At 63.8% G+C, this 17,176-nt stretch carries 20 protein-coding genes; 11 read left to right on the forward strand and 9 right to left on the reverse strand.

Translation table 11 applies throughout. The features are described 5' to 3' along the window. The first annotated feature begins 45 nt into the window (after window positions 1-45). The 4 genes from lipB to B6V75_RS06820 all read left to right on the forward strand — a co-directional run bounded on the left by lipB (window position 46) and on the right by B6V75_RS06820 (window position 3,852). Entirely contained in the window at window positions 46-720 is a 675-nt protein-coding gene (lipB, locus tag B6V75_RS06805; protein ID WP_088719114.1) for a lipoyl(octanoyl) transferase LipB, read from the forward strand. 114 nt (window positions 721-834) lie between these two features. Then, window positions 835-1,266, forward strand: a complete 432-nt coding sequence (locus B6V75_RS06810; RefSeq protein ID WP_075776255.1) for a c-type cytochrome — start codon at window positions 835-837, stop codon at window positions 1,264-1,266. A 286-nt stretch (window positions 1,267-1,552) separates the two neighbouring features. Continuing rightward, window positions 1,553-3,223 (forward strand): cytochrome c oxidase subunit I, encoded by a 1,671-nt coding sequence (gene ctaD / locus B6V75_RS06815; RefSeq protein WP_075776256.1) that lies wholly within the window; start codon window positions 1,553-1,555, stop codon window positions 3,221-3,223. A 92-nt stretch (window positions 3,224-3,315) separates the two neighbouring features. Continuing rightward, the gene (locus B6V75_RS06820) at window positions 3,316-3,852 is read left to right on the forward strand and encodes a DUF2244 domain-containing protein (protein WP_088719115.1); all 537 of its coding nucleotides are present in this window, start codon (window positions 3,316-3,318) and stop codon (window positions 3,850-3,852) included. Between the two features lie 21 nt (window positions 3,853-3,873). Here B6V75_RS06820 and B6V75_RS06825 read toward each other — a convergent pair whose 3' ends face one another. After that, window positions 3,874-4,059, reverse strand: a complete 186-nt coding sequence (locus B6V75_RS06825; protein ID WP_075776258.1) for a DUF3008 family protein — start codon at window positions 4,057-4,059, stop codon at window positions 3,874-3,876. 80 nt (window positions 4,060-4,139) lie between these two features. Then, the gene (locus B6V75_RS06830) at window positions 4,140-4,604 is read right to left on the reverse strand and encodes a GatB/YqeY domain-containing protein (protein ID WP_075776259.1); all 465 of its coding nucleotides are present in this window, start codon (window positions 4,602-4,604) and stop codon (window positions 4,140-4,142) included. 170 nt (window positions 4,605-4,774) lie between these two features. Here B6V75_RS06830 and carA point away from each other — a divergent pair, with 170 nt between their 5' ends. Next, the gene (gene carA, locus B6V75_RS06835; RefSeq protein ID WP_088719116.1) at window positions 4,775-5,938 is read left to right on the forward strand and encodes a glutamine-hydrolyzing carbamoyl-phosphate synthase small subunit; all 1,164 of its coding nucleotides are present in this window, start codon (window positions 4,775-4,777) and stop codon (window positions 5,936-5,938) included. A 70-nt stretch (window positions 5,939-6,008) separates the two neighbouring features. Here the strand turns inward: carA and B6V75_RS18845 are convergent, their stop codons facing one another. Beyond that, window positions 6,009-6,314 (reverse strand): hypothetical protein, encoded by a 306-nt coding sequence (locus B6V75_RS18845; RefSeq protein ID WP_240496917.1) that lies wholly within the window; start codon window positions 6,312-6,314, stop codon window positions 6,009-6,011. Window positions 6,315-6,326: 12 nt separating this feature from the next. On the opposite strand from B6V75_RS18845, the gene B6V75_RS06840 reads away from it, so the two are divergent. Beyond that, on the forward strand, window positions 6,327-8,093 hold the full coding sequence (locus B6V75_RS06840; protein WP_240496918.1) for a glycosyltransferase: 1,767 nt from the start codon (window positions 6,327-6,329) through the stop codon (window positions 8,091-8,093). Here B6V75_RS06840 and B6V75_RS06845 read toward each other — a convergent pair whose 3' ends face one another. Beyond that, complete coding sequence (locus B6V75_RS06845; RefSeq protein ID WP_075776261.1) at window positions 8,094-8,747, reverse strand: GntR family transcriptional regulator; 654 nt, start codon at window positions 8,745-8,747, stop codon at window positions 8,094-8,096. 96 nt (window positions 8,748-8,843) lie between these two features. On the opposite strand from B6V75_RS06845, the gene B6V75_RS06850 reads away from it, so the two are divergent. The 3 genes from B6V75_RS06850 (at window position 8,844) to B6V75_RS06860 (ending at window position 11,301) form a co-directional block, all read left to right on the forward strand. Then, window positions 8,844-9,545, forward strand: a complete 702-nt coding sequence (locus B6V75_RS06850) for a pyrimidine 5'-nucleotidase (RefSeq protein WP_088719118.1) — start codon at window positions 8,844-8,846, stop codon at window positions 9,543-9,545. A gap of 113 nt (window positions 9,546-9,658) precedes the next feature. Beyond that, window positions 9,659-9,886, forward strand: a complete 228-nt coding sequence (locus B6V75_RS06855; protein WP_075776263.1) for a hypothetical protein — start codon at window positions 9,659-9,661, stop codon at window positions 9,884-9,886. A 203-nt stretch (window positions 9,887-10,089) separates the two neighbouring features. Continuing rightward, a complete protein-coding gene (locus B6V75_RS06860; protein ID WP_088719119.1) occupies window positions 10,090-11,301 on the forward strand; it encodes a UbiH/UbiF family hydroxylase in 1,212 nt (403 codons plus the stop codon). Here the strand turns inward: B6V75_RS06860 and B6V75_RS06865 are convergent. The 5 genes from B6V75_RS06865 to ppk2 all read right to left on the reverse strand — a co-directional run bounded on the left by B6V75_RS06865 (window position 11,298) and on the right by ppk2 (window position 15,716). Beyond that, window positions 11,298-12,656, reverse strand: a complete 1,359-nt coding sequence (locus tag B6V75_RS06865) for an MATE family efflux transporter (protein WP_088719411.1) — start codon at window positions 12,654-12,656, stop codon at window positions 11,298-11,300. The two genes, B6V75_RS06860 and B6V75_RS06865, sit on opposite strands and share 4 nt — an antisense overlap. A gap of 100 nt (window positions 12,657-12,756) precedes the next feature. Further along, window positions 12,757-13,353, reverse strand: coding sequence for a cytochrome b/b6 domain-containing protein (locus B6V75_RS06870; protein ID WP_088719120.1), 597 nt, complete (start codon window positions 13,351-13,353; stop codon window positions 12,757-12,759). Between the two features lie 6 nt (window positions 13,354-13,359). Beyond that, window positions 13,360-13,803, reverse strand: coding sequence for a cytochrome c (locus tag B6V75_RS06875; RefSeq protein WP_075776266.1), 444 nt, complete (start codon window positions 13,801-13,803; stop codon window positions 13,360-13,362). A 263-nt stretch (window positions 13,804-14,066) separates the two neighbouring features. Next, the gene (locus B6V75_RS06880) at window positions 14,067-14,669 is read right to left on the reverse strand and encodes a class I SAM-dependent methyltransferase (RefSeq protein WP_088719121.1); all 603 of its coding nucleotides are present in this window, start codon (window positions 14,667-14,669) and stop codon (window positions 14,067-14,069) included. Window positions 14,670-14,762: 93 nt separating this feature from the next. Then, window positions 14,763-15,716, reverse strand: a complete 954-nt coding sequence (gene ppk2, locus B6V75_RS06885) for a polyphosphate kinase 2 (RefSeq protein WP_088719412.1) — start codon at window positions 15,714-15,716, stop codon at window positions 14,763-14,765. 198 nt (window positions 15,717-15,914) lie between these two features. On the opposite strand from ppk2, the gene B6V75_RS06890 reads away from it, so the two are divergent. Together B6V75_RS06890 and B6V75_RS06895 are read left to right on the forward strand one after the other, a co-directional pair. After that, window positions 15,915-16,574: a glutathione S-transferase family protein gene (locus tag B6V75_RS06890; protein ID WP_088719122.1), complete on the forward strand. Its 660-nt coding sequence runs from the start codon at window positions 15,915-15,917 to the stop codon at window positions 16,572-16,574. A gap of 221 nt (window positions 16,575-16,795) precedes the next feature. After that, window positions 16,796-17,131, forward strand: a complete 336-nt coding sequence (locus B6V75_RS06895; protein WP_143597868.1) for a hypothetical protein — start codon at window positions 16,796-16,798, stop codon at window positions 17,129-17,131. Window positions 17,132-17,176: the final 45 nt, after the last annotated feature.

Genomic DNA, 17,176 nt, shown 5'->3' on the forward strand with positions numbered 1-17,176 from the left:
AATTATTGACGCCGGGTGAGGAATTCCGGCGGGTGAGGTTAAGAAATGGTGGAATGGCGCGTAAGTGACAGCCCGGTCCCGTACGACGAGGCACTTGCCTTCATGGAAGACCGCGTCGCCAAGATCGCCGCAGGCGAGGCCGAGGAGATGATCTGGCTGCTCGAGCATCCACCGCTCTACACGGCCGGCACCTCCGCCAAGCGTGAAGACCTTGTCGATCCCGAGCGTTTCCCCGTCTTCGAGGCCGGGCGCGGCGGTCAGTACACCTATCACGGGCCCGGCCAGCGCGTCGCCTATGTCATGCTCGACCTGAACAAGCGCGGGCGCGACGTGCGCTGCTTCGTGCGCCAGCTCGAAGACTGGGTGATCGCCGCGCTCGACGAATTCAACGTGAAAGGCGAAATTCGCGACGGCCGCGTCGGCGTCTGGGTGCAACGTCCCGACAAACCGAAGGCGGCAGACGGCAGCCTGCGCGAAGACAAGATCGCCGCGATTGGAGTGAAGCTGCGCAAATGGGTCAGCTTCCACGGCATCTCGATCAACGTGGAGCCCGATCTTTCGCATTTCGACGGAATCGTCCCTTGCGGGATTCGCGAGCACGGGGTCACCAGCCTCGTCGACCTCGGCCTGCCGGTGGGAATGGCCGATCTTGACGTCGCGCTGCGTGCGACATTCAGTCGCATTTTCGTGAGTAAACTAAATGCGACCTCGGAAGTTTAGTGGACACATAGGCAATCATGCATGTTAGAACGCCCTTCAAGGCAGCGTGACTGCCCTGTGAAAGCCGGGTCGGGAGGGCTCGAGCTTTAACTCAAAACCAACAAGGAAGACGCGATGAAACTCAGCCTTATTGCCATGATCACCGCCGTCGCCGTTGCGGGCCCCGCGCTCGCGCAGGACGTCGAGAAAGGCAAAGACGAATTCAAACGGTGCAAGGCCTGTCACTCGATCGTCGCCCCCGATGGCACGGCGATCTTCAAAGGCGGCAAGGTCGGCCCGAACCTCTACAATGTCATCGGCCGCAAGGTCGCATCCGTCGATGGCTATAAATACAAGGACGGGATCAAGGAATACGCCGAAACCGGCGCCGTCTGGACCGAAGAGCTGCTCGCTGAATACATCACCGATCCCACGAAGTTCCTCGAGGAACAAACCGGCGATCCCAAGGCGAAATCCGGCATGGCCTACAAGCAGCGCAAGAACCAGGAAGACATTGCGGCCTATCTCGGCTCGGAAGAAGTGTCGCCCGACGCGCCCGAGTCCTGATCGCGAAACGAACATATCACGCGTTCGTTGGCGGACCCTTTCGAGGGTCCGCTTTTTTGTGAGCCGCGTCGCGGATTCGCAACTGTCGCGCGGGGCGGTCTCAGCCCGCGTTCCGCGTGCCAAGGGCGCGAGATCACGGATCACTCACACCTGACAGAGCTGCGACATTTTTTCACGGCATCGTGTGCTGAATTCTTGCCCTGCCCTCCAAATCTTCATAACCTCCCGACATTCAGACCCAAAGGGACGGGAGACCCGGGTCTGTCGGGAGAAATGGGAGATCACTATGGCGGACGCAGCCGTTCACGGCGAGGGCGCACATGAGTCGCGCGGGTTCTTTACCCGCTGGTTCATGTCGACCAATCACAAGGATATCGGGATCTTGTATCTCTTCACCGCAGGCGCGGTGGGGCTGATCTCGGTCCTGTTCACAGTTTACATGCGCCTCGAGCTGATGGAGCCGGGCGTGCAATACATGTGCGCCGAAGGCGCGCGCTTCATCGCTTCGGCCGAGGAATGCACCCCCGACGGGCACCTCTGGAACGTGATGATTACCTATCACGGCGTCCTGATGATGTTCTTCGTCGTCATCCCGGCGCTGTTCGGGGGCTTCGGCAACTACTTCATGCCGCTCCAGATCGGCGCGCCGGACATGGCCTTTCCGCGGATGAACAACCTCAGCTACTGGCTCTATGTCGCGGGCACCTCGCTCGGGATCGCCTCGCTGCTGGCGCCGGGTGGCGGTGGCGGCTCGGGCTCGGGCGTGGGCTGGGTGCTCTACCCGCCGCTATCGGTCCACGAGGGCGGTTATTCCATGGACCTCGCGATCTTCGCCGTGCACGTCTCGGGCGCCAGTTCGATCCTTGGCGCGATCAACATGATCACGACCTTCCTCAACATGCGCACGCCGGGCATGACGCTGCACAAGGTGCCGCTCTTCGCCTGGTCGATCTTCGTGACCTCCTGGCTGATCCTGCTCTCGCTGCCGGTTCTGGCAGGCGCGATCACCATGCTGCTGATGGACCGCAACTTCGGCACCACCTTCTTCGATCCGTCGGGTGGCGGCGATCCGATCCTGTACCAGCACATCCTGTGGTTCTTCGGACACCCCGAGGTCTACATCATCATCCTGCCGGGCTTCGGCATCATCAGCCACGTCATCGCGACCTTCTCGCGTAAGCCGGTCTTCGGCTACCTGCCGATGGTCTATGCGATGGTGGCGATCGGTGTTCTGGGCTTCGTCGTCTGGGCGCACCACATGTACACGGTCGGCCTGTCGCTGACCCAGCAGAGCTACTTCATGGTGGCGACGATGGTGATCGCGGTGCCAACCGGCGTGAAGGTGTTCAGCTGGATCGCGACGATGTGGGGCGGCTCGATCGAGTTCAAGACACCGATGCTCTGGGCGATCGGGTTCCTGTTCCTGTTCACAATCGGCGGCGTGACCGGCGTGGTGCTCAGCCAAGCCCCGCTCGACCGCGTCTACCACGACACCTATTACGTCGTGGCGCACTTCCACTACGTGATGTCGCTGGGGGCGGTGTTCGCGATCTTCGCCGGCGTCTACTTCTGGATCGGCAAGATGTCGGGGCGCCAATACCCGGAATGGGCCGGCAAGCTGCACTTCTGGATGATGTTCATCGGGTCCAACCTGATCTTCTTCCCGCAGCACTTCCTCGGCCGTCAGGGCATGCCGCGCCGCTACATCGACTACCCGGAGGCCTTCGCCACCTGGAACTTCGTCAGCTCGATCGGTGCGTTCATCTCGTTCGCCAGCTTCGTGTTCTTCCTCGGCATCGTGTTCTACACCCTGTTCAAGGGTAAGCGCGTCACCGAGAACAACTACTGGAACGAGTATGCCGATACGCTGGAGTGGACCCTGCCCTCCCCGCCGCCGGAGCACACTTTCGAAGAGCTCCCGAAGCGCGAGGATTGGGATCACGCCCACGCGCACTAGTGATCTACATCTCCTGATAACGAGAACGGCCCCGGAGCGATCCGGGGCCGTTTGCAAAAGGGCGAAAGGTTGCAGGAAGGACCGGGCGGATCATGCCCTATCGCTGGACGGATACCGAAGGCCAAACCATGGAGGCGCCCCGCTCCGAGGCGGCGCCCCTGCCCGATCAGCTGCACCTGTGGCCCTACCGCTCCCTGCCGCGTAAAGGTTTCGTCTTCTTCATCGCGGCGACCGTCGTCATGGTCAGCCTGCCGCTACTTTCACTGCTGGGTCACGTGGAGCTTTGGGGGCTCTTGCCCTTCATCGCGCTCGCCATCGCGGGGGTGTGGTGGGCGATCTCGCACAGCTATCGCACGGGCGAAGTGCTCGAGATCCTGACATTCAACGGGCCCGAGCTGCACCTTATCCGCCACGAACCGGGCAAGCCGTCGCGCGACTGGGCGGCGAATCCACATTGGGTACAGGTCGATCTTCACGGAAAAGGCGGGCCGGTCGCAGCCTACCTGACCCTGCGAGGCGGCCCTCGCGAGGTCGAGATCGGTGCTTTCCTCACGCCCGAGGAACGGCAACGACTGCACCGCGAACTGGTGATCCGGCTCGCAGCCGCGCGTGCGCCGCTGCCCTCCTGATCCCCGCGGCAAGCGGACGGATCAGTCGTCCTTGCTGTCGGGAAGATCCTTGCGCTTGGTGCTCGCGATATCGTCGAGCTCGCTCTCGGACATGCTGTCATACATTTCCTTCGAGGCGCCCTGAAGATCGCCCACCTTCATCTCGCCGCGCTTGGCGGCAAGCGCCGCGCCCGCAGCTTTCTGCTGTGCCTTCGATTGTGCTGGCATCGCCGCCTCCTTTCAAAAATGCGCAAAAGAAAACGCCCCACGAGGGGGCGTTGTTCCCGGCCAGCGAAGGCAGCTGCCGATCACGAGGCGAGGCGATCCTTCACCATCGGGCCCGCCTTCGAGAAATCCATCTGTCCGGTGTATTGGCCTTTCAGCTCACCCATCACGCGGCCCATGTCGCGAATCGAATCCGCACCGAGTTTCGCGATGGCCGCTTCGATGGCAGCATTCACCTCGTCTTCGGTCAGCTGGCGCGGCAGGAATTCCTCGATCACGCGGATCTCGGCCTGTTCCTTCTCGGCCAGTTCCAGCCGCCCGCCCTCTTCATAGGCACGCGCGCTTTCCTGACGCTGTTTCACCATCTTTCCCATGATCGCAAGCACTTCGGCGTCGCCGACAGTGCCCTCGCCCTCGCCTTCGGCACGCATCGCGATCTCGCGGTCCTTGATGGCGGCATTGACCAGCCGCAGCGTCGAGAGCCGCTCCTGATCCTTTTCCTTCATCGCCGTTTTCAACGCGGCGGCGATCTTGTCGCGCATTTGCATCACATCGTGTCCCTACTTCCGTGAAGGCGCCAGAATAGCGGTATTGCGAAACGCGCACAACTCTTGCAAGTTGTTGATAAATAAGCAATTCGCAATTATCTCGTGCCCTCTTGACCCCCGCGCCCAGCGCGTCTAGGTTCCGGCGAATTTTGACATCGGGGAGTCGCGCCATGCCTGCAAGCCAGTCCGCATCGGAAAAGCCCACTGCATTGATCGCACTCGCTGATGGCTCGCTGTTCTACGGGAAGGGCTTCGGCCGCCCGGGCGAGACAGTGGCCGAACTGGTCTTCAACACGTCGATGACCGGCTATCAGGAAATCATGACCGACCCCTCCTATGCGGGCCAGGTCGTGACCTTCACCTTCCCCCATATCGGCAATACCGGCGTGAACCCGGAAGATGACGAAACCAACGATCCCGTTGCCGCCGGAATGGTGGTGAAATGGGACCCGACCGAGCCGTCGAACTGGCGCGCCGCCGAGACTCTGGTCGAGTGGCTCGAGAAGCGCGGTCGCATCGGCATCGGCGGCATCGACACTCGCCGCCTCACCCGCGAAATCCGCCAGCAAGGCGCGCCGCATGTCGCGATCGCCTACAACCCCGACGGGGTCTTCGACATCGAGGCGCTGGTACGCAAGGCCCGCGAATGGTCCGGGCTCGAAGGGCTCGATCTCGCGAAAGACGTGACCTGTGCGCAAAGCTACCGCTGGGACGAGATGCGGTGGGCCTGGCCCGAGGGTTACAAGAAAGCCGAAGGCAACGACCTGAAAGTTGTCGCCATCGACTACGGCGCGAAGCGCAACATCCTGCGCTGCCTCGCCTCGGCTGGCTGCGACGTGACCGTGCTGCCAGCCACCGCGACGGCCGAGGACGTGCTCGCGCTTGAACCCGATGGGGTCTTCCTGTCGAACGGTCCGGGCGATCCGGCAGCGACCGGGGAATATGCCGTGCCGATGATCAAGGGCGTTCTGGAAACCGAGCTTCCGGTCTTCGGTATCTGCCTCGGCCACCAGATGCTGGCGCTCGCCCTTGGCGCGAAGACCGTCAAGATGAACCACGGACACCACGGGGCGAACCACCCGGTGAAGGACCTGACCACCGGCAAGGTCGAGATCACCTCGATGAACCACGGTTTCGCGGTCGACAGCCAGACCCTGCCCAAGGGTGTGACCGAGACCCATGTCTCGCTGTTCGACGGCTCGAACTGCGGCATTGCGATGGCCGATCGCCCGGTCTTCTCGGTGCAGTATCACCCCGAGGCGAGCCCTGGCCCGCAGGACAGCTACTACCTGTTCGAGCGCTTCGCGACCGCGATGCGCGCGCGCAAGTCGTAACGCTCTTCCGGCGACTATAGGCTCCGAACTGAGGTTAACTGCCTATTAATCAAACGCTCGCATCCTGCCTTCAAGGACAGATGCGAGGTTTGGCATGGGCGCGCGGCAAAAGCTTTTCAAAACACCAGCGACTAACGCCAAACCGGCGCCGCTGCTGCTGACCAATCCAATCGCGAATTCCATTGCTCCGCTCAGACGGCGCAGCCTTGATGCCAAGCCAAAACGACACGCCGGCCGCGCCGCGCGCCCACCTCTGGGAGAAATCCTGCTGGATCGGGACGCGGTCGATCCGGCCGATCTGCTCACGGCCTCGGCGCTTCGGCAGCGCGAAGATGTAAGGCTTGGTGATATCCTTCTCGCGAATGGCTGGGTACATGAGACCGATCTGATGGCCGCCTTGGCTGAACAACGACATGCCTCAGTGGTCGACCTGCAAGCCGAGCCGCCCGATCCTCGCCTCATCGATGCCATCGGACCTGAGCTTTGCCTGAAGCACGCGATGGTTCCCTGGCGGCGCGTCGGCGGCGTCACCCTCATCGCGACCGCACGGCCCGAGGATTTCGAGGCTCTACAGGCTTCGCTACCCACGTGCCATGCGCCCTACCGGCTCGTACTGGCCGCGGAATGCTGCGTGCATGACAGCCTGCTCACATGCCGCGAGACCGCGCTGATCCGACACGCAGAGATCAAGGTCGACCCGGTCGAGAGCTGCCGCAACCATAACGAACGGCGCGCCAGCCAAATCGCGGCGGGGCTTGTCGCGGTGACCGGGCTCGGAATGTTGCTTGCGCCCAACCTGCTTCTCGGGCTTTTCTTCGGGTGGGTGATGCTGACGCTCGTGGGTTCGATGGCGCTCAAGCTCGCAGCCTTTGCGAGCGAGATCACCGAACAGCGCAAGCCCCGCCCGGACGCACTCATCCGGGGCGCGCCGAAAGGGCGGCTGCCGATCATCTCGGTGATGGTCCCGCTGTTTCGCGAGACCGACATCGCGGCGCGGCTCGTCTCGCGGCTCGGCAAGCTGCGCTATCCGCGCGAATTGATCGATGTGATCCTTGTCATCGAACACAGCGACACGATGACCCGTGCGGCTCTTGCGAACGCCGATCTGCCACGCTGGATGCGGGTGGTCACGGTACCCGACGGGCCGATTAAGACGAAGCCGCGCGCATTGAACTACGCGCTGAACTTCTGTCGCGGCTCGGTGATCGGCGTCTGGGACGCCGAGGACGCGCCCGAGCCGGATCAACTGCAGATCGTCGCCCAACGTTTCCTCGCGGCCCCGCCCGAGACGGCCTGCCTGCAAGGGGTTCTCGACTATTACAACCCGCGCACCAATTGGCTCGCGCGCTGCTTCACCGTGGAATATGCGACGTGGTTCCGGATGTTCCTGCCCGGGCTCGCGCGGCTCGGCTTCGTCGTGCCCTTGGGCGGAACAACCCTCTTCTTCCGCCGCGACGCGCTGGAGGAGCTGGGCGGCTGGGACGCGCATAACGTGACCGAGGATGCCGATCTTGGCGTACGTCTCGCGCGGCACGGCTACCGCACCGAATTGATCGCTGCCGCCACCTTCGAGGAGGCGAATTGCCGCGCCCTGCCTTGGGTCAAACAGCGCTCGCGCTGGCTCAAGGGCTACGCGATGACATGGGCGGTGCATATGCGCGATCCGGTGCAGCTCTGGCGGGATCTGGGCACGAAACGCTTTCTCGGCGTGCAGATCCTGATCCTCGGCTCGCTCTCACAATATGTTCTGGCGCCGGTCTTGTGGAGCTTTTGGCTCGCGCTGTTCGGGCTGTGGCATCCGATCGCGAGCGCCCTGCCCGGCCCGGTCTTCGCGTTGGTTATGGGGACTTTCATTCTGTCCGAGTTGATCGCGATCACGACCTCTGCCTGGGCCTGCCGGGGGGCGGAGCATCGCAACCTGATAAAATGGATCCCGACGCTCCACCTCTATTATCCGCTGGGCGCGCTGGCGGGCTGGAAGGCGCTCTACGAACTGATCGCGCGCCCCTTCTACTGGGACAAGACGAGCCACGGCATTTTCGACGACAGTGACGCGACAGCGTCGGAGGCCCGACCCGGCGACGAGATCGCCCCCGCAGAGGCCTCGGCGCGCCCGCCCCCGCAACGCGAGGCCCATGCACCGCTTATCGGATAATCAGAGAGCCTCGGCCCAGTGGCCCGCCGTCCCGTGATGCGCCGCGTCGAGCGTGAGGCGCGTCTCGAAGGCGCGCGAGATGTGGGCGCGCAGCGCCGAGGCCGCCGCGTCGCCATTGCCCTCGCGGATCGCATCGACAATCGCCTGATGCTCGTCGAGCGCCGCCTCGCCCCGGCCCTTCACCGCAAGAGAGGTGGTCGCGAGAAGCGCCATCGAGCGGTGCACAAGATCGAGCTGCTGGACGAGGTAACGATTATGCGAGGCGAGGTGAATTTGGTGGTGGAACCGGCGGTTGGCCCGGCTCAACGCTTCCGGATCGTCGAGTTGGCCGCGATCTTCGTCGATCATGTTCTGCAGCACCCGGACCTCTTCGGGAGCCGCATGTTTCGCAGCCAGCTGCGCCGCCAGCGCCTCCAGTTCGGCGCGCACGACATACAACTCCGCCAACTGGTTGTGATCGAGCGAGGCGACGATGAGCGAACGCCCGTCGCGGGCCAGCATCTGTTGGGTTTCGAGCCGCTGCAACGCCTCGCGCACCGGGGTGCGTGACACTCCGAACCGCTCCGCCAATTCGGATTCGACCAAGCGGTCCCCGGGGCGGTAGACGCCTTCGTCGATGGCGTCGAGTATGAGAGTGTAGGCGTCTTTTTGCATGCATCCTGCTTTCGAGATCTGCCAGAGATTAGGCGCGGCGCGCACCCGGTGACAAGCAGATTGCACCCGCGCGCCCCGCAACTTAGCTTGCAGCCCATGACAGACAGCACCGCGCCTGCCCCCGCCTCCGCCTCCCCCGCCGACCGCGACCTCGCTGCCGAGTTCGCGCATGTCGACGCCTGGGTGTTCGATCTCGACAACACGCTCTACCCGCCGGAGGCGCGACTCTTCGACCAGATCGAGGTGAAGATGACCGATTTCGTGATGCGCTCGCTGGGCGTTGATCGGGCGCGGGCCGATCACCTGCGCAACCACTACTGGCAGCTTTACGGCACCACGCTGGCCGGGCTGATGCACGAGCACGACGTCGACCCGGCGCCCTATCTGCACGAAGTCCACGAGATCTCACTCGATCATTTGGTCAAGGATGATGCGCTGCGCGAAGGCATCGACGCGCTCCCGGGCCGCAAGATCGTCTACACGAACGGCTCGGCCCCCTATGCCACACGGGTCATCGAGGCGCGTGGGCTGACCGGGCTTTTCGACGGGGTCTATGGTGTCGAGCATGCGGAGTTTCATCCAAAGCCGCGCGGCGAAGCCTTCGACCGGATATTCGCGCAGGCCGGGATCGAGCCCACGCGCGGCGCTATGTTCGAGGACGACGCCCGCAACCTGCGCCATCCCCACGCGCTCGGCATGAAGACCGTGCATGTCGCCCCCGCCCCTGCGCCAGAGGATCACATCCACTACCACACCGCCGATCTCGCCGCGTTCCTGCGCGAGATCACGCGCGATTGAAGGCAAAGTGACGACTCTGCGACAATATGGCACGGCTTCGCGTCTTTATCGGTCCGCGATGCATCTTTAAGTGACGGGGGCCTGTCAGGGAGACAGCAAACGGGAGAATCGATATGACCATGACGACTGCCGACTCCGGCGTTTCGGCCTATGCGGCCAATCATTCCGAAACCGAGCACAAGCAGATTACGCCTGCTTTCATGTTCACCCTCGCGCTTGTCGTCGTGGCTCTGGCCGCTGGCATGGTTGTGACCATGGGCCTCGGTGGCCTCATCCTCTGGGCTGTTGGCGCGACTTGGATCATGCTCGCCCTTCTCGTGGTGATGACCGCAGGCGGCTGACCTCGTATTCGAAGAATTCTCGCCCATGGCGAACACGGCCCGGATCCGCGCGATCCGGGCTGTTTCTTTTTGTGCTCCCCCTTCGGGATTTGCACGGGGCCGTCTCGCGTTCCGCTGTGTCGCCACGTCGCATCCCAGCGGCGGATCATTGCACCTGCCCGCGCCGGAGGGCAAAATGGCACGGACATTGACGGAGGCGCCCCATGGCCGAGACCCGCACACCCATCGACACCGATATCCTGATCTCCGGCGGCGGGGTCGCCGGCCTGACCGCAGCCGCGGCCTTCGGGCAGGCCGGCTTCACCACGATCTGCGTCGATCCCACGCCGCCGGTCACCGAAGAAGCAGCCGAGGGCGCGGATATGCGCTCGACCGCGTTCCTGCGTCCTTCGCGGGAGGTGCTGAAAGCGGCGGGAATCTGGGATCGGCTCCTGCCCTATGCCGCGCCGCTGCAGATCATGCGGATCGTCGATGCGGGCGGCGAAAGCCCGACCGCACGGCTGACCCGCGATTTCGACGCGGCCGACTTGTCCGACGAACCCTTCGGCTGGAACTTCCCGAACTGGCTGCTGCGCCGCGAGCTGGTGGCCGCTCTTGCCGATAATCCGCTCGTCGATTTCCGCCCCGGCATCGCGACGACTGGCCTCGTGACCCGCGAACGCGGCGCCGAGGTGACGCTGTCGGACGGCACCCATGTGCGGGCCCGTCTCGTGATCGGGGCCGATGGCCGCAATTCCTTCGTGCGCGAAGCGGCTGGCCTCGGCGTAAAGACGATCCGCTACGGCCAGAAGGCACTGGCCTTCGCTGTCACCCACCCGATCCCGCATGACAACGTCTCTACCGAGATCCACCGCTCGGGTGGGCCGTTCACGCTGGTGCCGCTGCCCGACCGCGATGGCAAGCCGTCTTCCGCGATCGTCTGGATGGAGCGCGCCGCCGAGGCCGAGCGCCTCGCCGCGCTGCCCACGGAGGAATTCGAAGCAGCGATCATGGAACGCTCGACCGGGCTTCTCGGGCCGCTGAAGCTGGAGACCCGCCGCGCGGTCTGGCCGATGATGACGCAGATCGCGGATCGGTTCTCGGGCCAGCGCGTGGCCCTGATCGCCGAGGCCGCCCATGTCATTCCGCCGATCGGCGCACAGGGGCTGAACATGAGCCTCGCCGATCTGGCCTGCCTTCTGAAGCTGGCCGAGGAAGAGCCGGTGCATCTGGGCGAGACGAAGATGCTCGACGCCTATCACCGTCGCCGCTGGCCGGAGGTGAAGGCGCGCGAGGTGGGGATCGATCTGCTCAACCGTGCCTCGATGGTCGAGGCCCAGCCACTGCGCGATCTTCGCGCGGGCGTCTTGGGCGCGCTCTATTCGCTCGGACCGGTGCGCAAGACGTTGATGAAAGCGGGACTTGGCGTGCGTTAAGCCGCTGCCGGGCGCGGATGCAGCCATGCACCGCGCCAGAACCGGCGCATCATCATCGCCCCCGCCGATGCGAGGCCGAGGACGAGGCCGAACCACAGACCCACCCCGCCAAGATTCAGCGTGAAGGCGAGAAAGTAGCTGGCCGGGATGCCGATCAGCCAATAGCTCGCCACCGCCATCCACATCGGCACGCGCGTATCCTGCACGCCACGCAGCAGTCCCAGAGCCATCACCTGCATCAGGTCGAACAGCTGGAAGATCGCCGCGACCATCAGAAAGCGAACGCCGTAGAGGACGATCTCGGGCGTGGCCGGGTTGTCCGCATCGAGAAACAGGCGCGTGAGCCAAGGCCCCGCGAAGACGAAGACCGCGACCGTCAGCAAACCGAAGCCCAGCGACATCCCCGTCACCGCCAACGCCCCGTCACGCAGCAGGCGCGGGTCACGCCGCCCATGCGCCCGACCTGCCCGCACGGTGGCTGCATTCGAGAGACCGACATGCACCATGAAGGTGATCGAGGAGACCTGCAGCGCGATCCCGTGCGCGGCCAGTTCGACCGTGCCGATCCAGCCCATCATCAGCGCCGAGGCCTGGAACATCGAGCCTTCCGCGACGGAGGTCAGCCCCACCGGCAGCCCCATCTTCGCAACGATCCAGAACGCCTCCCAATCGGGCCGCCAGAAGCGCTGGAACAGCCGGATATGAGTCAGTCCTGGCGCACGCGCGGCATAGATCGCCTGCGCGACGAGGTTCAGCACCATCGCGCTGAGCGAAGCGACCGCCGCACCGCGCACGCCCAGTTCAGGCGCGCCCCAATTGCCGAAGATCAGGATCCAGTTGACGCCCGCGTTCAGCAGAACCGCCGCAAGCGTGATCCAGAGCAGCACCGCTGTGCGCTCCTGCGCCGACAGGTAGGACCGGATCACCATCATCGCGAGCCCCGGCGCGAGCGCGAAGCCGAGGATACGTAGGTAATCCTGTGCGAGCGCCGCGATCTCGGGCTTCTGACCCAGCATCTCCAGCACCGCGCCGGAATTCCAGAACAGCGGGAGCATCGCGACGCCGAACACGACCGACAGCCAGATTCCCATTCGGGTGTCGCGCCGCGCCTGCACCTCGTCATCCGCGCCCAAGCTCGCTGAGACGCGCCCCATCACCGCCAGCGCGATCCCGTTGCCCAGCATGAAGATAGAGAAGAAATAGGAGGTGCCCAGCACCAGCGCCGCCAGCGCCTCGACACCATACCAGCCCACCATCACCGTATCGGTCACGTTGAGCAGCATCTGCGCGAGATTGGAGCCGATCAGCGGCAGGCCCAGAGTGAAGATCGCCCGCACATGGCGGGCGAGAGGCATCGCTTGGCTCTGCGACTGGGGCGGCGGCGCGCTCTGATGGGGATCGTTGCTCGTCATGAGCGAGCGCTAGCCCCGCCCGCTGCGGCGGTCAAGAGAGCGGTTACTCCCCCACCTCTTTCTTGCCGGTAATCATCGGCTTGACGAGATTCACGCCCTTCCACGCCCGGTAATAGACGATGGCCGCGATATGGATGCCGACCACGATCAGCAGCAAGGTCGAGACAAGCTCGTGGATCTTGGGCGCCCAGCTCGTGCTGATGCTCTCGGGCACGGAGCCCGCAAGCGGACCGACGTTGATATAGTCCTGCGGATCGGATGTCAGCCCGGTCACGACCTGCACGATCAGAAGCCCCAGCATCACGACGACAGACCAGCCGCCAAGCGGATTATGCCCGACATGGTCGGAGCTTTCTTTGGATGGCAGGTGGCGAAGATAATCCGCCACCTCCTTGGGCCCATAGAGGAAGTGCGAGAACCGCGCCGTGCGCGGCCCCACGAACCCCCAGATCAGACGCACCGCCAACAGTCCCGCGATGACGTAGCCCGCATAGAAATGCCATGTCATCTGGTTCGGCCCCCACTCCCCCAGGCCCCAGGCAACGGCAAAAGCCAGTACCAGAAGCCAGTGGAACAGGCGCACGACGGGATCCCAGACCGTGACGGTCTTCTTCGCGGGGGCGGCGGCAGTGTCTTTCATCAGGTGTTACTTCGCGCGGAACTCGTCATGGCAGCTCTTGCAGGCGCCGCCGAGTTTCCCGACGGCCGGCTGAAGCGTGTCGAGGCTTCCCGCTGCGGCAGGCATCTCCGCCGCGGCCTGATGCAAACCGTCGAGCTTCTGTCCGAAGAGATCCATGTTCGACCAGATTTCCGACTTCGCGTGGGTCTCCATCATGTCGTCGACCGAGGTGCCCTCGACGAAGAGCGGACGGATATCGACCTTGGCGAGCGCCGCGATGTTGTCAGCGGCGGTCTGTGCCTTGGCCGCGTCGAACTCGGTCTTGCCCTGCGCCATTGGCGCGAGCACGGCCATCTGGGCGCCGAGCAGATCGAAATAGCCCTGGCGCGCGTCCACCGCATCCTTGGGCGATTGCGCGAAAGAGGCGGTAGCGGCGAGGGTCAAGGTCAGGGCGAGGAGAGGCTTGCGCATGAGGAACTCCAGTCTGCGATGGCGAAAACGTATCGAATTGATGTTACACGCAATCGTGTCATTCCGAAGACACTCCTTTGTGCGCAAACACACATCTCCCCTCGCGGAGCGATAGGCACGCGCGGGCGCTTCGGCGAGTTCCGGCCGACCGCCGAGGGAGGATGCAAAAACGCCTGAATACCGTGCAGAAAGCGCGACGGAACATCGAGCGCTATGCGTAGAAGCCGCGCGAAGTCCCGAATTTCCTGCCGAAAGCTGCAGAATCACCGCGCGGGTTTGCGGGCGACGAAATCGATCAGCGCCGCGCGCCCGGAATGGCCCGCGCCCTCGTCTAGATCGGCATCGTAATCGGCCTGATGCAGCACCTCCCAGCGCGGGAAGGCGTCACGCAGGAGATCGAGATCGTAAAGCTGTTCCACGATCCCCGGGCCGCCCGTGCCGTAGCGCGGCTGGCGGCGCGCGAAGCCGTGGATCAAAGCGAGACCGCCGGGTTTGAGTGCGGTCGCAATGCCGTCGAAAATCTCTGCCCGAAAGGCGGGGTCGGCGAACTGGATGAAGCAGGCGAGCACGGCGTCGTATTCCCCCCGCGGCCAGTCGTAGCCGCGCAGATCGGCGTCGATCGTCTGCATAGACACGCCCCGCTCCTGCGCCAGTTCGGCAGCCTTTCGGCGCGCGTTTTCCGAGGGTTCCAGGGCGGTCACCTGCAGCCCGAGGCTCGCGAGATAGGTGCCGTTGCGACCTTCGCCATCGGCGATACTCAGAAGCCGCGCCCCAGGCGCGAGACGCCACGCCTGACGCGCCACGAAATCCGCCGGTGTCGTGCCATAGAGATACTCGTCTCCGGCGAATCTTTCGTTCCAGCCCATGCGCTCCTCCGGTTCCTCTCTTTGACATGGATTGCGACACGCCAAGGGACAAGGCGAAAGGGGCCCGGGAGTTCCCGCTCGGCGATCACATGCTCAGGATTTGGTCACGCGACGCTGATCGGGATGAAGAGATGCACCAAGAATATGCTGCGAGGAATGCACGACATGGCTCGCATGGCCGACGATCAGCGGATCGGGCGGTGTCGCGATCGAGGGATCCTTGTCGGGATAGTCCAGCGTCGAGAGGAAATGCTTCATGCAGTTCAGCCGCGCGCGCTTCTTGTCGTTCGATTTCACGATGGTCCAAGGGGCATCGGCGGTATCTGTATAGAAAAACATCGCCTCCTTCGCCTCGGTGTAATCGTCCCAGCGATCGAGGCTTGCCAGATCGATCGGCGACAGCTTCCAGCGCTTGAGCGGATCGGTTTCACGTGCCGTGAACCGGCGGCGTTGCTCCTCGCGGGTGACCGAGAACCAGTATTTGTAGAGCCGGATGCCCGAGCGCACGAACATCCGCTCCAACTCCGGGGTTTGGCGCATGAATTCGAGGTAGTCGTTGGGTTTGCAGAAGCCCATCACGCGTTCGACGCCCGCGCGGTTATACCAGCTGCGATCGTAGAAGGTCATCTCCCCCGCGGTCGGCAGATGCTCGACATAACGCTGGAAATACCATTGACCCTGCTCCTCCTCGGAGGGCTTGTTGAGCGCCACGACCCGGGCGAAGCGCGGATTGAGATGCTCGGTGAAGCGCTTGATCGTGCCGCCCTTGCCCGCGGCGTCGCGGCCCTCGAAGAGGATCACGAATTTCTCGCCGGTCTCCTGCGCCCATTTCTGGACCTTGAGCAATTCGGCCTGAAGCTGCGCTTTCTCCGTCTCGTAAGCGGGGCGCGCCATTTTGCGACGATAGGGATATTTGCCCGTCTCGAAGGCCAGCCGCACCGCGTTGGGATCGACGCGCGGGAATTGCTTCGGGCCCGCCTCCTTCAGCAGGGCCTCGACGCTTGCGGGCGATCCCTCCGCCGGAAGGGAAGGCGCGTCGACCGCCATCTCGGCGACCGCGGCTTTTGCAGTCGTATCCCGTTCGGTCGTGGCCTGATCCTTCATGCCTATCCCTCCGTTGGCTGAACCTTGCGAAGCGTCGCGCAATCCCGCGTGATGTGCCTTGATACGTGTCAAAAACCCGTGTCTGCTGGCCTTCCGGCGGATAAAAACGCCCCCAAAATCGCTCGAAACGAGGGAACGGACATGATCACGATCTACGGCAACTATCATTCGCGGGCGAGCCGGGCGCTCTGGCTGCTCGAGGAGTTGGGCCTGCCGTTCCGTCTGCGCCGAGTCGTGCAGGTGAACCGGTTCAAGGATCCGCTCGCGCCGGAGGTGCCGCTCAACACCCGCTCGCCGGAGTTCCGCAAGCTCTCGCCGATGGGCGCGATCCCGGTGCTGGAGGAAGACGGGTTGATCCTAACGGAGTCGCTTGCGATCAACCTGCATCTCGCTCGCAAGGCGGGCGGGCCCCTTGCCCCCGCGCATGAGCGCGAGCTGTCGCTGATGGAGCAATGGGCGCTCTTCGCCGCGACCTGGATCGAGACCGACGCGCTCGCGCTCAGCTTCGTCTATCGCCGCAAGGAACAGGACACGCCCGAGGGCAAGGCCGAGATCGCATCCCTCTGCTCGAAGCTCGCTCGCCCGCTGACCGCGCTCGAGACCCATCTGGAGACGCATAGCCATATCGTGGGTGGCCGGTTTACCGTGACCGATCTCAATCTGGCGGAGGTTCTGCGCTACGGGCAGGACCACCCCGAGTTCCTCGCCCCCTATCCGCGACTGCAAAGCTGGATCAAGCTTTGCCAGAGCCGCAAGGCCTTCCGGGCAATGTGGGACAAGCGCGAGGCCGAGGCGATTTGATTCGGCGGGTTCGGCGTAACGTCTAGACCGAAAGGTATACGCGCAGGGATGCACCTCCGCGTCTTTGCTCAAACCATGGGCAGGCGCTTAGCCACTACTTCGCCTTTCGGTCAGGTCCGCCTTACCAAGCGGTCAGGATTTCCGCAGCAGGGCAAATTCAGGTTTGGCCAAGATCTTTCCCTTACGTCATCTTAACGGGGTGAAGAGGGTTAGAGGACACCATGCCTGCCTTGCTTGGATACAGCTTGTGTTTGAGTGCGACGCTGGTCGTGATCGCGGGCGATTTCATTCTGAAATCCGCGGTTGAAAGGGGGCACGCGCTGCATTCGCCGTCTGTCTTGCTCGGTGGCGCGCTTTATGCCGCCTCGGCAGCAGGTTGGTTTCTGGCCTTGCGGCAGGTGTCGCTGGCGCAAACCGGCGTGGCCCCGACGCTTTTCACGTTGATGGCTCTGGTGACGATGGGGGTCGTACTGTTCGGCGGAAAACTCGCCCTGCGGGAAGTCCTCGGTATCGCAATGGCGGTGGGGTCGATGCTGCTCATGGCGCGCGTCGCTTGAGAGTCGGTCGTTTCCGGGGGTTGTGGGGCTTTCGGAACGCATCGG

The organism is Thioclava sp. F1Mire-8 (assembly GCF_002213165.1).
Taxonomy (GTDB): Bacteria; Pseudomonadota; Alphaproteobacteria; order Rhodobacterales; family Rhodobacteraceae; genus Thioclava; species Thioclava nitratireducens.